Source organism: Lacrimispora struthionigena (assembly GCF_048627165.1).
Classification (GTDB): domain Bacteria; phylum Bacillota; class Clostridia; order Lachnospirales; family Lachnospiraceae; genus Lacrimispora.
This window is the reverse complement of the sequence record NZ_JBMBWP010000002.1, coordinates 1,633,737-1,650,000: the sequence shown is the minus strand read 5'-3', so window position 1 is coordinate 1,650,000 and position 16,264 is coordinate 1,633,737. Positions and strand designations below refer to the sequence as shown.

Genomic DNA, 16,264 nt, shown 5'->3' with positions numbered 1-16,264 from the left:
TGGGGAAACCCAGCTGAGCAAACCTCAGCTGTCGTATGGTGAATCCATAGCCATACGTCGGGAACCCGGGGAACTGAAACATCTAAGTACCCGGAGGAAAAGAAAGAAAACTCGATTTCCAAAGTAGCGGCGAGCGAAATGGAAAGAGCCTAAACCAGCGTGCGTGCATGCTGGGGTTACGGACTGCAATAAGTGAGACGATTTGTTACCAGAACGGTCCTGGAAAGACCGGCCATAGAAAGTGAAAGCCTTGTATGGGAAAACAATAGTCAGCGAGCAGGATCCAAAGTACCACGAGACACGAGAAACCTTGTGGGAATTCGGGGGGACCACCCCCCAAGGCTAAATACTACTTAGTGACCGATAGCGCATAGTACTGTGAAGGAAAGGTGAAAAGGACCCCGGGAGGGGAGTGAAAGAGAACCTGAAACCTTGTGTTTACAAGCTGTGGAACCACGTTTAAAGTGGAACCGCGTACTTTTTGTAGAACGGTCCGGCGAGTTACCGTTACTGGCAAGGTTAAGCACTGAATGTGCGGAGCCGAAGGGAAACCAAGTCTTAATAGGGCGTTAAGTCAGTAAAGGTAGACCCGAAACCGGGTGATCTACCCATGTCCAGGTTGAAGCTGCCGTAAAAGGCGGTGGAGGACCGAACGCACATCCGTTGAAAAGGGTGGCGATGAGGTGTGGGTAGGGGAGAAATTCCAATCGAACCCGGAGATAGCTGGTTCTCCTCGAAATAGCTTTAGGGCTAGCCTCGTATTAGTCTGCCGGAGGTAGAGCACTGAATTTCCTAGGGGGCGTCAAAGCTTACCAAAGAATATCAAACTCCGAATGCCGGTCAGATGATGTACGGGAGTCAGACTGCACGAGATAAGTTGGGCAGTCAAAAGGGAAAGAGCCCAGACCACCAGCTAAGGTCCCAAAGTGCGTGTTAAGTGGAAAAGGATGTGAGATTTCAGAGACAACTAGGATGTTGGCTTAGAAGCAGCCACACATTCAAAGAGTGCGTAATAGCTCACTAGTCGAGAGGTCTTGCGCCGAAAATGTCCGGGGCTAAAACACGACACCGAAGCTGTGGAATGTATCGTATGATACATTGGTAGAGGAGCATTCTTAATGCGCAGAAGCATTACCGTAAGGAGATGTGGAGCGTTAAGAAGAGAGAATGCCGGAATGAGTAGCGAGATGGAAGTGAGAATCTTCCAGGCCGAATATCTAAGGTTTCCAGAGTAAAGCTGATCTGCTCTGGGTAAGTCGGGACCTAAGGCGAGGTCGAAAGACGTAGTCGATGGACAACAGGTTGAAATTCCTGTACCGCATATTATCAGAACTGTGGGGACACAGAACCGAGAGAGAACCCGGGAATGAAAAGACCGGGGCAAGCATTGGACTGGTTAAGATGGAAAATCCGCTTAACAACAGGAAGGTGTGACGCGTACCGAACAAAAGTAGGGAAGTCTCTGTAGGGGCTGTCAAGAAAAGCCGCTATTGTGTAATATGTGCCCGTACCGTAAACCGACACAGGTGGATGAGGAGAGAATCCTAAGGCCGGCGGGAGAAGCATTGTTAAGGAACTCGGCAAAATGACCCCGTAACTTCGGGATAAGGGGTGCCTGAGAAATCAGGCCGCAGAGAATAGGCTCAAGCAACTGTTTAGCAAAAACACAGGTCTATGCAAAACCGAAAGGTGAGGTATATGGGCTGACGCCTGCCCGGTGCTGGAAGGTTACGAGGAGGGGTTAGCGGCAACGCGAAGCTCTGAATTTAAGCCCCAGTAAACGGCGGCCGTAACTATAACGGTCCTAAGGTAGCGAAATTCCTTGTCGGGTAAGTTCCGACCCGCACGAAAGGCGTAATGATTTGAGCGCTGTCTCGACAATGCACCCGGTGAAATTGAAATACCAGTGAAGATGCTGGTTACCTGCGCCAGGACGGAAAGACCCCATGGAGCTTTACTCCAGCTTGATACTGGGATTCGGTGCTGCATGTACAGGATAGGTGGGAGGCAACGAAGATAGGACGCCAGTCTTATCAGAGCCGATGTTGGGATACCACCCTTGCGGTATTGGATTTCTAACCTGCAGCCATAACCTGGCTGGGGGACAATGTCAGGCGGGGAGTTTGACTGGGGCGGTCGCCTCCGAAAGAGTATCGGAGGCGCTCAAAGGTTCCCTCAGAATGGTCGGAAACCATTCGAAGAGTGCAAAGGCATAAGGGAGCTTGACTGCGACACCGACGGGTGGAGCAGGTAGGAAACTAGGACTTAGTGATCCGGTGGTATAAAGTGGGATTGCCATCGCTCAACGGATAAAAGCTACCCTGGGGATAACAGGCTTATCACTCCCAAGAGTTCACATCGACGGAGTGGTTTGGCACCTCGATGTCGGCTCATCGCATCCTGGGGCTGTAGTAGGTCCCAAGGGTTGGGCTGTTCGCCCATTAAAGCGGTACGCGAGCTGGGTTCAGAACGTCGTGAGACAGTTCGGTCCCTATCCGGCGTGGGCGTAGGATATTTGAGAGGAGCTGTCCTTAGTACGAGAGGACCGGGATGGACTGACCTCTGGTGTATCTGTTGGTGATCAACACCATGGCAGAGTAGCCAAGTCGGGAAGGGATAAACGCTGAAGGCATCTAAGCGTGAAGCCCCCCTCAAGATGAGATATCCCATCGCAAGAGTAAGACCCCTTGAAGACGACGAGGTAGATAGGGCAGAGGTGGAAGCATGGTAACATGTGCAGCTGACTGTCACTAATAGGTCGAGGGCTTAACCAGGTTGGTTTAGGTAAGAGGTAAGAACGGATGAAGATATATAACAATGTGTGGTTTTGAGGGTATATGCCCAGATAAAAGAATAATTAATAAGCGCGAGTGGCTCAGTTGGTGGAGTACGACCTTGCCAAGGTCGGGGTCGCGGGTTCGAGTCCCGTCTCGCGCTTTTTTTATTTGTAGCGGAAGCCTAGGTTTTATCAGGGTTTCCGCTATTTTTGTGTCTGTTTCAACCTGTAGACAGCTGTAGACAGGCTACAGTGCCTTTGCTATGAGGTCATAGGTTTCCTTTTCTGTCAGTGGATTGTAGATATATCCAAGGGTGGTGTTTAGGTTGCTATGTCCCAGTAATTCCCGGATACAGTCCAGTGGCACACCGTTTGCATTTAGGTTACTTGCAAAAGTTTTTCTCATCTTATGGGTGGACTTCGTGGAAAGCCCTTGACGTTCCGCATACTTTTCTAAAACGTAAGCTATCTGTCTTGAAGTAATCCGTTCCCCATTTCTCATAAAGATAAAATCGCCCTGACGGTCAATTTTTTCCAAGATATCTATAGCTTTTGGAACGAGGACAACGAACCGATCCCGGTTTGTTTTGGTATGCTCCACAACCTCATAGTGGTTTGTAGTCTGGTCTCTGACTTCTTCACGAACGATATGCAAATGATTCTCGCTGCAATCTTCCCAGCGTAAAGATATTAGCTCTCCCACACGAAGGCCAATAGTGAAATTTAACTTAATAGCTAGATAAGCGGAATCATGGGTTTCTGCATACATACGGTCGAGGTAAAGATTCAATTCCTTTAATTCATCCGAATTATAAGTCTCTGTCTTTCCCGTTTTCCTTACCACCTGTTTGAACTTGACCAATATTTGAACCTTGTCTACAGGATTGTCTACCAGATATTTTTTTCTGACCGCATACTCAAACATACCATTTAAGATAGTTTTGATATTCGTCCATTCTTTCCGGGAAAGATTAAAATCCCGAATTATCCGGTTGCACTCTGTTTCCAGTAATAATTCATCAGTCTTGATAACCTTATGATTATGCAAGGGTGACGGTTCAAAATACTTTTTATAATGCTGTTCATGCCGTTTGATGGTATTCGGGCTGTTTACAATGGATTTCTTATAATCCAGCCATTCCTCATACAGTCCGTGAAACGTCAGTTTTTTAATGGAGGAATCCGCAAAATAAATTGTAATTAATTTATCCAGTAGTGCTTCCTCTGTTGGTGCTTTAATGTTCTTCCTTACCGCATCATCTACTCCTTTATAAAAAGTCTGCCATCTGCCCCCTTCATGAGATGGGGCAGTAATCGCATAGGTATGTAGTTTTTTAATCTGCTCTCTTTTGGTAGCCATAATCGTATCAAGCACACTGTCTACAATTATACTACCATTTCCAAGAGCTTCTTTCAATAAGGAAAGTTTCATGCCTTCTGAAATATCTATACTCATACTGCCTCACCTTAGTAACAGATACTATGTTTGTTTGTCAAAAGGGATTTCTAGCTGTTCCTCTTTTGGCAGTTTATTAACGGGAATGAACTTATTATTCCGGTTCATATATTCTTCCACGCTTTCATAAGTAGCGACTTCATCTTTAGAAACATAATGTTTTACTTTGTGAATCCTACGAAGAAATGCATCCCAGCTTTCTTCATCGTTTACCTGACAAGCGGGGTACTGCTTTTCCAGTTTCCAGTTGGTCACAATGTATACTTTATCAAAGCAGGCAAATTTGTTACTGTACCGGGCTTTTAGGGTTATTGGGTAAACATCAAGGTAATTTAAGAGGTCTGACAAAGGCAAATTTGACCGGAACTCTTCAAATACTAACACAGGTTCACAGCAGTAATGGTCAAAAGGGTGGTCATAATCCGTTACCCTATATACATTAGAATCTCCATGAAAATCAAGAATTCCTCTCGATTTTCCTGTTCCCGTGGCACCGAAAATATAGGTGACCTCAACATTTCTACGCTCATCTTTGAATTTTTCCTGCAAGTAGGTAGTCCGTATTTTATCCAGCTTATCTATCTGCATGATGTAATCATTATTTATCCTGATTATTTCTGCGTTGGAAAGACCTTCGTCGACAACCATGTGGTAAAGGTTTTCTAAGTCCTTATCTTTACCCAGGTTTTCTGGTGGTCTGTCTCCCCATTCCTCAAAGGTTCCGGGGACAGAGGTTTCTGCTTTGGCGGTGTTAGCCCATTTGCCCTCTTTCTTTAAATAACTTAGATTCTGCTCTACTGAACCTGCTACGGCTTCTATGTGAGCAGTAGAGAAGTGCTTCTTAACCATGGAGAAACGGACTGGAGATCGGAAGCATACAAAGATGTGAGTATGAGGTGTTCCCTGTTCACCGATTTCATCACACATGGCTCCGTACTCAAAGGATTTAAAACGGGTGGCAAGAAGTTCTTTGATTTTATCATGGCTGAAACCAGTGTCAGCCGGGTTATTAATCGTAAGCTGATATTTACGGGATTGTTTGTCTTTTGACATTTCTAAAATCTCCTCATTCATATAATTTTATCTATGTAAAAATAAGCGCTTATTATTTTTTTTTCATATGAGAGTACCGCCAGAACAGGAACTTTGCTCTTTTGATAATCCCAGTATATAGGAAAATCAAGGGGAATTGGTCTGGGTTTCTGAACAGTGGTGTGCTATATTCACACATCGGAGAAACCTTAATGAATCGCCAGTTTCCCGTTTTTATATGTTAAAATAAACCGTGGTTTATTGTTAGTTTCATAATTAAGTTGGTTTGCTACAAAAGCTACTTGGGCTTGTCGCAATTAAAAAGTGGTGGAATGCCCATATAATAAGGGGATTTGAGGTGGTTTTTCAATTTGCGATATACCCAGCGGTAATACTTCCGCTGGGATATGGCTCGCCTTACGGCTCACCAGCCAAAGCCCTTTCAGGATCAGGGGCTTTTGGCTCTGCCACGCCCCTGCCCTGAGGTCTTGGCTGTTTAGGTGCTATATTCCACAGCCCTTTTTATGTAATGCTCAACTTTCCCCATGTCGGTGATTTCAGGAACCACTATCTTTCTGAAATCCGAGCCATTGGTGAGCATGTAGCCAGTCCCTAACCCACGATCATTGTCTATCTTTTCGCTAAAGTCATCATATACCATATTAACTACAGTCTTGTTAGGATTGCCAAGAGTAATAATAGTACTGAAATTTTGGCGAGCCTTTGAAAAATCTTCGGCATATAACACCTGTTGGGATAATAATGTGTGGTAGTTAAAAATTCTTCCCATCATTAAAATGGACGAAAGCATTTTTCGGTATTCTTCTGCCTTCTTCTTATCGAGGTATTGGAGAAATGAAGCCCATTCATCAAACATGATGAGCCGTAGATTACGGCTGTTATCTAAACCAGCTTGCCGTTGAAGAAAACCGTCATAAAAGGTATCAAACCCATTCATACAGGATTCGAATTTGTGATAGCGTTCACACCCCTCAAGGAAGATGAATGAATCATCTCCCTTGAAATCGCAGATTGTAATTTCTCCTGTTGGTAAATATAGTCCCATTCTACCTAAAATTAGTTTACATAAATAAGTCTTCCCCGTTCCCGTAATGCCCTGTATAGCCATATGCGGATTACTGGTAATATCCCAGTGAACATAGAAGGAATGCTGTAATTTTAGCATGTCATTATCATACACTAAGGGAATAATCTGCTTGTCCATGATTAAAAATCCTTATCCTTTCTGTTCCCTGGCTTCTGGGGTCTCTGATTGGTAAACTGTCTTTTCTGGTCTAATAAAGCCCAGTTATAGGCATCTTCCGACATAATAGGAAGTATATAAAACCTTATAAACTGAGAATCCCTCGCGTCAATCCTTGCCAGATAGAGATCAAGATTTTCCTGACTAAGACGAGTCTGAACAACTGCTTTCACATCAGACATATCAGCCATAGGTGGAAATTTTTTTTCCGAAGTATAAACCAGCACAGGCTCTGTTATTTCGGGTAAATGGAAGAATTTTTCTTCCGAATAAATGGAATGAACCGTGGCAGGGGAAATCCCCAAGACAGCATTATATTCCTTTAAAATAGGAAAGAAGCTTCTTGCTACTTGCTCATAAAGATTCACGGAAGCCATTAATCGTTTCTGTTGATAAAGGGCTTGCTGTTGTCTTTGAGCTGTGTTATCCTTATGTAAAAAGAAATAAGCAATTGCTAACGTGGCAAGAACGGGGGCAGCTAATTTTACCGCCATGCAGGCAAGAATTACAGCAATAGAAACTATACCTGTAATAATGCCTGTAGTTAATACCTTTTCCTTTGTGGAACTGGATTTAAAATGTTCCAGCCCGTCATTAAAAAACTTTTTCATGAATAAGAACCTCTCTTTCTGGTGGCGGCGTTTTGTGATTCCTCGCCAAAGTAAAGCACAAAACGCCGTATAAATTGTTTTACAAAGTGATTTCATCGTCATCATCAAGTATGATTATGGCGTCCGCAGAAGCGGTCAGTAAGTAGCTGTTTGTTTTAAAGTCTCGATAAAATCGTGCCTTAAAGCCTTTAAAGGTACATTTTACAGCATTCTTTTCTTCCAGATCTTCCATGGGAATGGCTGATTTTAAATCTCCAACCTTAACATTGATTTTCTCGAAATTGTTTTTATTTAGTACAATCATATATGAAATACCTATCTGTTTGTCTGTTCTTTTCCGAGATTCCTTATCGTATTCCATAATAGGAGCCATTCCAATAAGAAGGGCTTCATCAGATCCATTGTTCAGAATTGGAAGCGTTATTGTTAAGCTATCCGGTGTCATGTGTTTCATCTCCTTTCTTAGAAAAATATTTATGTTAAACATCATGAATGATGATGTGTTTCTTACCATACTAAAATTTTACAATAAGATAGATAAACTTTTGTATCAAAAAATTAAAAGCCTGTGACAAATCAGAACATTTGCCACAGGTCAAGAAATTACTTACCTTTTGGAGAAAGAAGCTTATAAATATGGATTGCCAAATCTTCCTGACTTTCAGGACTGAGCTTGCTAAGATATTCGTCAGCATAAAGTATGGCCTGTTTTTTAAACAGATCATTTACCAAGGACAACCGTTCCTCTTCTATTAAAGAAGATTTCTCTATGTATTCAGTGTTGCTTGCCTGTGAATCAGTTTGACATGATAAATAGTTGATAGAGACATTAAATTCCTTAGAAAAAATTTTTAGTTGCTCAAGAGTTGCGGGTCTTTTATCAGTCTCTATTAGAGACAGTGCGGTTCGATTTATATGAAGCTTGTCTGCTAATCCCTGCTGAGTCATGCCCAATTTTCCCCTGTGTGCTTTAATACGTTGACCAGTGGTACCGTTAAAAACTCCTTTTTGTTTGGTTTTAGCCGCAATTTTGCATTTTTTAGCGCAAGTTCCCGTTGTTTTTTTAATATTCGTTGAATTAATTGTCATGGTACAATGTTACAAGCGCCTGTTTCTCCTTCTTTTGTATGTTTCAGCTGATGAACTCATTATATCTAAAAGATAAAAGATAAAAAAGGAACGCAAAAAAAAGAGAGCATTGTAGTTTGCTCTCTCGGCATTACTGTTTATGGTTAAAGCATTACTGTCCTATTACACTGCATGTCTGTCCTAGAAGATACATGTAGGACAGAAAAATTTAAAAGTTTTTATTTTTATTAAAAACTATACAGGAATTGACTTTTTCTAAATGTTCTTCGAGACATTTTTTATAACTGCCAAGGGTACTAATATCCGAGCGCAAAAGTTCTTTGTACTTAGTTGATTCTAAGAAGGCTTTATTTCTTCCGATGGAATCGATCCCTGGCTTTATCTCTCCTCTAGATTTTATAAAGGCGATTGCAAGCAGCATATTGGGTAGATATAAAAATTCCTGAATTAATTTGTCAACTGTTTTACTTTCTTCCCTATAGTCATAGCTGTCTGCTGATAAAAAACGTGCTTCAGCATATTTATATAATTTTGGTGATGTAATATTATTGATAGGAATAAGACACTCTTCTCCGGTAAATATGGAAGGATGTAAATGGGTGATTTCAGAAAGTTTCCTAACTTTTTTTCTGCCATCAGGAGTTTCGTTTGATACAGCAGTATCATTTCCAACCATGAATTCATCATAATCGCTATAGTTTATGCCAAACAATCCATAGAAATTCAGATCTACAATGATTTTTTTAGGGGTGTTAGGTTCCTTGTCTCCATCATTAGTCTTAGACTTCTGCGTTATTTCAATAGGGAATTTATCTGATAATCTTAACTTTATTTTTTTATTTTCAATGTTTGATTGTTCACTAATTTCTTTATATACCTTTCTCCAGAGCCAAGAGAATATGTACCAATTCACACAGAGGATATGTTCTCTTTTAATTTTATCACTTATATTTTCTTTGCTCTTAATTTCTTCACTCATAAATTTTCTCCTTTGCAATGTAAAATATTATTAATCTTTAGCAACTAAATCCTTTAAAAAGGGAGTCAGTACTCACATTAAAATAAGAAGCAATCACAGCGACCTCATAATCTGCAACAAAGCGTGTTCCCTGTTCGGTTCTTAGGACGGTTAGATCAGACCATTGCAACCCTAATAATTGGAATTGAGTAGCTAATTCTTTTTGGCTCATATTTTTATGGGTACGTAATTCTTTTAAATTTTTACCTATAATATTTTTTTTATTATCATTACCATATTTATAAATTTTCATATAAAATCCCCTATACTGCTAAAGATGAAATATAGGTTGATTTTATCGTATAAATTGTGATATGATACTTCTAAAGATGAAGTACTTTGGTATAATTTTTATTTAGTATGTAATAATGTGTTTATTACGTTGCAAGTTAAAAATAGTAGTGATACAATAAATTCAATTCATCTTATATTGTAGAAAAGTATTGTTAGTGATAGAGGTAAAATAAAGATAAGGGGTTAAGGGAATGAAAAGAAAAATGTTGATAACGGTAAGTCTGATATCTTTAGCGATGATAGGAAGCATAGATGGTGGAATTACTTCATTTGCTCAAGGTCCGGGAGAAGCAACCACAACAACGAGTACAGAGACAACAAACGTAAATATAAATACCTATTATCAAAGTGCAGTAGCCGGACTTGGCAACTGGGAACAGCAGTCAGATAATAATTGGAAGTTCAAACTCAATACTGGTGGATACCTCACTCGTAGTTGGGTAGAAAGTTTAACTGAGTCCGGAGCATTCTATTATTTGAATGATTACGGTGTAATGAGTATAAGTGCAACAACTCCAGACGGATTTACTGTAGATAGCACAGGATTATATAGAACTACCACTAAAGCAAGTTCAGGAGCAAGTAATAGTAGCACTGCTGATAATGGTAATAATGATAGTAGTAGTAGCGGTAATAGCAGTAATAAATATGCTGATTTATTTGGGGAAGATTTTATGCAAGATTTAATTGATCATAGAATAAACGAAATAAACCCAAACGATAGTCTTAACTAAGTTTGTATACACCATATATCAAAAGTTAGAGAGGGAAAGAGTATGAGAAGAAAAATGCTGATGACGGCAAGTCTGATATCTTTAGCAATGATAGGAAGCATAGAAGGTGGAATTACTTCATTTGCTCAAGGTCCGGGAGAAGCAACCACAACAACGAGTACAGAGACAACAAACGTAAATATAAATACCTATTATCAAAGTGCAGTAGCCGGACTTGGCAACTGGGAACAGCAGTCAGATAATAATTGGAAGTTCAAACTTAATACTGGTGGATACCTCACTCGTAGTTGGGTAGAGAGTTTAACTGAATCAGGAGCATTCTATTATGTGAATGATTATGGCGTAATGAGTATAAGTGCAACAACTCCAGATGGATTTACAGTAGATTCTACAGGATTGTATAGAACTACCACTAAAGCAAGTTCAGGAGCAAGCAATAGTAGTACTGCTGATAATGGTAATAGTGGAAATAGTAATACTGGTAGTAGTAAGTATGATGACTTATTTAATGAAGACTTTATGCAATCTTTAAAAGATAATAATATTGATAAAATACCCAGTGGCGAGAACACTCCTTGGAGATAGCATTATATTTATCCTATATAATTATGATATCATATATCATAGGATAGTATCCAATTAAATATTAATAAATATACAAAGGATAAAATCACACTCCTTATTATATAGAATAAAATACAAAGTTTTTAAATAAAAATCCTATGAAGATTCTGGCAGACTTCATAGGATTTTTATTTTACTTAAATTATTAGCTTAAAAATAAGTTAAGTAAATAATTTAAGTAAGGAGGATTGACTGCATACATAAATCCATATATGTGTTAAAATCATTAGAAATGTAATCAAGCTGGACAAGGGAAAAGAATCTTGTCCAGGTATTTCTAGTGTGGGAATGGTCTAGTCTTAAATCGGATAGGTCAAGGGCAAGCCTTGTTCCTACGGAACCCTTGACTTATCCTAATGTGATATCTGGTAAAAATACAAAGCTGTAGACCCTTGTTAGACAGTGTATTTTCCTCCTTAACTTCCTTATTTTATATAGGTTTGAGGACGACGACAATGTAACGGTTTTATCATGTATAATTTAATTTGTATTTAGAATCTTGAATTTAAAGAATTTTCGGTATTTTTGTACATTTATATTCAGACTTGATATATACTAGCCTGCCTATCCTTTTTCAAGTTATCGATTTTTGAACAATATGGATTTTTATATATTAGTGTGATAAAATGTATAATTATAGCAATAATATGGAGTTGATTTGCATTTTATAAGGTAGGATTTAAAATTTGAGATGGGGGGAGTCATCGTGGATAAAATAAATATCGACGTGATAACAAAATTTAGTCATTTATTGGCAACAGAAATAGAGAATGATAACTTTGAAGCGATAATAGTTGATACAATATATAATAGCAAAAGAAAATTGACAAAAGATACACTCGCTGATGCAATGCATGAGCTTTTTAATGTTAGTGTAGATACAATGAAAGTCCAAATCAATTTAAAAAAGTTAAAAAAAAATAATAAGATTAATTATGAAAATAATTACATTGTATTAACATCAACAACGCTTGAGGATTTAACTAACATAATCGATGAAAATGAAATCGTACAAAATTCTGCCTTACAAAGTTGGATTATTGAATTTGAAAAAGATATAAATGAAAAAATATCACAAGAACATTATGAGGTTATTAAAGAAACAATAATTAAGTATATAAATGGTTTCTTTTTAATTCATGGAGCAGATTCGTTCGCTTTGTTTACAGGCATAAGCCAATATGATTCAATAGATGTTAAAGAATTAATTGAACACAGTATCCAAGAGGTGCCGGAAAAGTATGCAACATATATATCTTCATTTTTGGAGAAAATTTTTACAAGTGAATTAACTTCTCAACAAAAAAGGTTTTGCATTAAGCAAATAAACAAAGCAGTAGCGTATCTCTCTACAGTTGCCGATGATTTTATAGTAGAAAAAGTAGAAGAAAAAATTCGTGGAATAACAATATATCTAGATACTCCAATACTATATCGTCTTTTGAATCTACAAGGAGAAGGGCGTTTTTTGGTAATTACTTCATTGATAAATTATTGTAGAGAAAACCAAATCGAATTGAAAGTATTTAATAAAACAATTGAAGAATTAAGACGACGTATCCAATATGATGCAAAACTTATAGAAAAATATGAGTATCCGATTAGCTTTGCATCAATAGGATATAAATGTAGAACTACTGAAAATTATCTTAGTACATATTGGAAAGCAAAAATGGATACAGGTATATCTGCTAAAGATTTTAATTACAGGTATAAGGATCTTGCTGGATTGATTACAGAGCTGCAAATAATTATTGATACGGATAATTATATAGAAAAATGCAATTTAAAAGAGCAAATAGATTTACTATATGGTAAAGTGGCTACTTTTAGTGCTAAGGATCCAGAGTATTCTAAATCAGATAATTCTATAGATCATGATGCAGTTTGTCTTGCTATAATTGAGCACTTACGTATACCAACTGCTGCCAATGCATTTGATAGTAAGGTCATGTTTCTAACATCTGACTGGAGTTTGGTCAGATTACAAAAATTTGATAGTGAATATCAAAATAAGCCCGATTTAGTCATATTACCGTCACAATTAATGCAATTATTTTGTATAACTCATTCGAGCGATAAGTATTATGAAACATTTTTGGGACTTTTTTCATCTTCAAGGACAATTTTTGGAACAAATAAACTTAGTAATCATTGTATCCAAGATATATTAGGCAGAATTTCTTATTATAAAGGGGTAACGCCAGAATTTGCTGAAAAAATTTTATGTAATCAACTGATACAAGATACTTTTAATTTAATAGAATCAGAAACCGAGCAACTGCAACTAATAGATGATGTAATGTTATCTGAAGTAGAATTAATGGAACAGGAATTAAAAGCAAAAGAAGAAATGCTGGCTACGGCTGAAGTAATTAATGGCGATAAGAATAATATTATAGAAGATTTAAGTTGTAGAATAAAGTTACTTGAAGATACTAATGAGAAAAAAGATGGACAGTTAAGAAGTAATAATAAGTATCAAATACATTTTGAAAAAAGTATTGAGAAAAAGGCTAAAAGAAAAGCTATATGCAGAATTACTTTTGGATGGGCTATGATAGCTTTTACAACAGTCTGTATATTAATCTGCATACTTGCTTTTATACCTATTACATCAGGATTAGTAGAACCAATCTTCGATTACATTTCAACATCAAAGACTATTAAGCAAGATAGTGTAAATAATTTGGCGATTATTGATGTTGTAGTTTCGTTGTCATCAATTATTTCTGGAATTACCGGTAGTTTTCTTATTAGTCCAGGATATAATAAGATTAAAAATACTTATCTACAAAGATACCATGATTCTTTGAATGACATAGACAACAGTGTAAATCAAGTTTAGAGGCAGTATAACTTCCTTTTATGTTTATTTAAAGTATATATACTAAAAATTACGAGTGAAACTTACCTATACAATTTGTAGATGATAGGTCATTTGTTTTTAACAATTCGAACAAGATTAAAACATCTTGTCTAAGTAATCCTATGTTGTAAATAAATCTGAATTTAAGTCGGATATGTCAAGGACTAGCGTTGTTCTTGCGGAATCCTTGACATATCATAATTGACTATCTAATGACAGTTAAGATTCTGTATACAAGCTGTAGACACTCGTTAGACAGTGTGCGTTCCTCCTTATTTTATATAGGTTTGAGAACGGCGGTAATGTTCGAGTCCCGTCTCGCGCTTTATAAAATGATTAGTATTAAGCAGATTTCCACGCTTTGGAAGTCTGCTTTTTTTATTGTGCATCCATGGGGCGCATGTTCTGTGCTGTTGCCCGTACACTACTCGGTGGTGGGACGGATATAATCAAGGCCAAGGGTGTCTATCGCGAGGTGGAATTTGAAGAAAGTAGGAGACGAATCTCTGATCTAACGAAGAGAAATCAATTATATTAAGTTCATGGATAAGTTACAACTCAAACTGAAGTCCTATAACTACGCGGAAATGTATTTAGTAGATGAGGCAGATAGATAGAACCAAAGCAGCTGGACGTGCGTTTTGTTCAGCTGCTTTGGTTGATTAATTGGCTGACCTTAAGAACTTAATTTTTGAATTAATACTGAAGCATTGGTGTTTATTTGTGTTCCTCCGGCCAAAGTTTGTAACGTAACTGCAGCAGTACTTGTATGATTTCGTATCGTTATGACATCTGCGGCGGCTGCAGTAATAATTACCATACCTGGATTCGGTTGTGTTCCAGCTCCAGATCCATATACAGCTCCAGTAACGGGAGCTCCATTTTGAAAGACAGTAAATTGACTTGGTTCAACACCTGCCACATAAAACCAAATGGCGTAGTTACCAGCGCTACCAATTTGGATGGTAGATGTTCCTGGAGCATGTGTGATAGTGCCGACGATAATGCCATTGTCACTAAATAATATATCTGCCTCCAAGGCAACCACCTCAGCAGCCAAGTTGTAAATATAAGCATATTCTGATAACCCAGTGGTACCGGCAGGTCCAGTAGGTCCGGTGTCACCAGTAGGTCCAGTACCACCAGTGGTACCGGTAGGTCCAGTATCACCAGTAGGCCCAGTAGGCCCTATGGTACCAGCAGGTCCGGTAGGCCCTGTGTCGCCTGTAGGTCCAATAGGTCCAGTGTCACCAGTAGTTCCAATAGGTCCAGTGTCACCAGTAGGTCCAATGGGCCCGGTGCTACCAGCAGGTCCAGTGTCACCAATAGGCCCAGTGGTACCAGCAGGTCCAGTAGGTCCAGTAGGTCCGGTGTCGCCAGTAGGTCCAATAGGCCCAGTGCTACCAGTAGATCCAATAGGCCCAGTGTCACCAATAGGTCCAGTGTCACCAATAGGTCCAGTGTCACCAATAGGTCCAGTGTCACCAGTAGGTCCAGTGTCACCAGTAGGTCCAATAGGCCCGGTGCTACCAGCAGGTCCAGTGTCACCAGTAGGTCCAATAGGCCCAGTGCTACCAGCAGCGCCAGTAGGTCCGGTGTCGCCAGTAGGTCCTTGAGCCCCAGTAGCGCCAGTAGGACCAGTAGGACCAGTACGGACCAGTCAGGACCAGTAGCCCCAGTAGCGCCGGTAGGACCGGTGGGCCCAGTAGCGCCGGTAGGACCAGTGGCGCCTTGAGCTCCAGTAGCGCCTGTAGGACCGGTGGCGCCAGTAGCCCCAGTAGCGCCGGTAGGACCGGTGGGCCCAGTAGCGCCGGTAGGCCCAGTGGCGCCTTGAGCTCCAGTAGCGCCGGTAGGACCGGTGGCTCCGGTAGGCCCAGTAGCGCCTTGAGCCCCAGTAGCGCCGGTAGGCCCAGTAGCACCTTGAGCCCCAGTAGCACCGGTAGGCCCAGTGGCGCCTTGAGCCCCAGTAGCGCCGGTAGGCCCAGTAGCGCCTTGAGCCCCAGTAGCGCCGGTAGGCCCAGTGGCGCCTTGAGCCCCAGTAGCGCCGGTAGGCCCAGTGGCGCCTTGAGCCCCAGTAGCGCCGGTAGGCCCAGTGGCGCCTTGAGCCCCAGTAGCGCCGGTAGGCCCAGTGGCGCCTTGAGCCCCAGTAGCGCCGGTAGGCCCAGTAGCGCCTTGAGCCCCAGTAGCCCCGGTAGGACCAGTAGCGCCTTGAGCCCCAGTAGCACCGGTCGGCCCAGCGGGACCTTGAGCCCCAGTAGCGCCGGTAGGACCAGTAGCGCCTTGAGCTCCAGTAGCACCGGTCGGCCCAGCGGGGCCTTTAGCCCCAGTAGCGCCGGTAGGCCCAGTAGCGCCTTGAGCCCCAGTAGCACCGGTCGGCCCAGCGGGGCCTTTAGCCCCAGTAGCACCGGTCGGCCCAGTCGGCCCTATACAGCGACAGCATTTGCACCGACAAGTTTCAGAGCTCATATTTCCATGATTGCAGCATTTATCTGATGAA

The 16,264-nt window shown here is 40.4% G+C and carries 12 protein-coding genes, 1 tRNA gene and 1 rRNA gene (1 of these 14 running past the window's edge); 5 read left to right on the top strand and 9 right to left on the bottom strand.

Annotated features, from left to right (window positions below):
* Nucleotides 1–2,774 (top strand): 23S ribosomal RNA (locus ACOAOT_RS16850) (it extends 118 nt beyond the left edge of the window).
* A gap of 90 nt (nt 2,775–2,864) precedes the next feature.
* Nucleotides 2,865–2,937 (top strand) — tRNA-Gly (locus tag ACOAOT_RS16845).
* Between the two features lie 86 nt (nt 2,938–3,023).
* Here ACOAOT_RS16845 and ACOAOT_RS16840 read toward each other — a convergent pair.
* The 8 genes from ACOAOT_RS16840 to ACOAOT_RS16805 all read right to left on the bottom strand — a co-directional run bounded on the left by ACOAOT_RS16840 (nt 3,024) and on the right by ACOAOT_RS16805 (nt 9,499).
* The gene (locus ACOAOT_RS16840; RefSeq protein ID WP_420218046.1) at nt 3,024–4,232 is read right to left on the bottom strand and encodes a tyrosine-type recombinase/integrase; all 1,209 of its coding nucleotides are present in this window, start codon (nt 4,230–4,232) and stop codon (nt 3,024–3,026) included.
* 24 nt (nt 4,233–4,256) lie between these two features.
* Nucleotides 4,257–5,285, bottom strand: coding sequence for a hypothetical protein (locus tag ACOAOT_RS16835; protein WP_420218045.1), 1,029 nt, complete (start codon nt 5,283–5,285; stop codon nt 4,257–4,259).
* Nucleotides 5,286–5,760: 475 nt separating this feature from the next.
* Nucleotides 5,761–6,489 carry a helicase HerA domain-containing protein gene (locus ACOAOT_RS16830; RefSeq protein WP_420218044.1) on the bottom strand — a complete coding sequence of 243 codons (729 nt, stop codon included), beginning with the start codon at nt 6,487–6,489 and terminating at the stop codon, nt 5,761–5,763.
* Between the two features lie 2 nt (nt 6,490–6,491).
* On the bottom strand, nt 6,492–7,139 hold the full coding sequence (locus ACOAOT_RS16825; RefSeq protein ID WP_420218043.1) for a hypothetical protein: 648 nt from the start codon (nt 7,137–7,139) through the stop codon (nt 6,492–6,494).
* Nucleotides 7,140–7,218: 79 nt separating this feature from the next.
* On the bottom strand, nt 7,219–7,584 hold the full coding sequence (locus ACOAOT_RS16820) for a hypothetical protein (RefSeq protein WP_420218042.1): 366 nt from the start codon (nt 7,582–7,584) through the stop codon (nt 7,219–7,221).
* A gap of 158 nt (nt 7,585–7,742) precedes the next feature.
* Entirely contained in the window at nt 7,743–8,228 is a 486-nt protein-coding gene (locus ACOAOT_RS16815; protein WP_420218041.1) for a helix-turn-helix domain-containing protein, read from the bottom strand.
* 208 nt (nt 8,229–8,436) lie between these two features.
* Nucleotides 8,437–9,207, bottom strand: a complete 771-nt coding sequence (locus ACOAOT_RS16810; protein WP_420218040.1) for a hypothetical protein — start codon at nt 9,205–9,207, stop codon at nt 8,437–8,439.
* 37 nt (nt 9,208–9,244) lie between these two features.
* Nucleotides 9,245–9,499: a helix-turn-helix domain-containing protein gene (locus ACOAOT_RS16805; protein ID WP_420218039.1), complete on the bottom strand. Its 255-nt coding sequence runs from the start codon at nt 9,497–9,499 to the stop codon at nt 9,245–9,247.
* A gap of 232 nt (nt 9,500–9,731) precedes the next feature.
* On the opposite strand from ACOAOT_RS16805, the gene ACOAOT_RS16800 reads away from it, so the two are divergent.
* From ACOAOT_RS16800 to ACOAOT_RS16790, 3 genes are all read left to right on the top strand, one after another.
* Complete coding sequence (locus ACOAOT_RS16800; protein ID WP_420218038.1) at nt 9,732–10,274, top strand: hypothetical protein; 543 nt, start codon at nt 9,732–9,734, stop codon at nt 10,272–10,274.
* A gap of 42 nt (nt 10,275–10,316) precedes the next feature.
* Nucleotides 10,317–10,859 carry a hypothetical protein gene (locus ACOAOT_RS16795; RefSeq protein WP_420218037.1) on the top strand — a complete coding sequence of 181 codons (543 nt, stop codon included), beginning with the start codon at nt 10,317–10,319 and terminating at the stop codon, nt 10,857–10,859.
* 745 nt (nt 10,860–11,604) lie between these two features.
* Entirely contained in the window at nt 11,605–13,746 is a 2,142-nt protein-coding gene (locus ACOAOT_RS16790) for a hypothetical protein (protein ID WP_420218036.1), read from the top strand.
* A 697-nt stretch (nt 13,747–14,443) separates the two neighbouring features.
* Here the strand turns inward: ACOAOT_RS16790 and ACOAOT_RS16785 are convergent.
* A complete protein-coding gene (locus tag ACOAOT_RS16785) occupies nt 14,444–14,806 on the bottom strand; it encodes a hypothetical protein (RefSeq protein WP_420219483.1) in 363 nt (120 codons plus the stop codon).
* Nucleotides 14,807–16,264 lie beyond the last annotated feature (1,458 nt).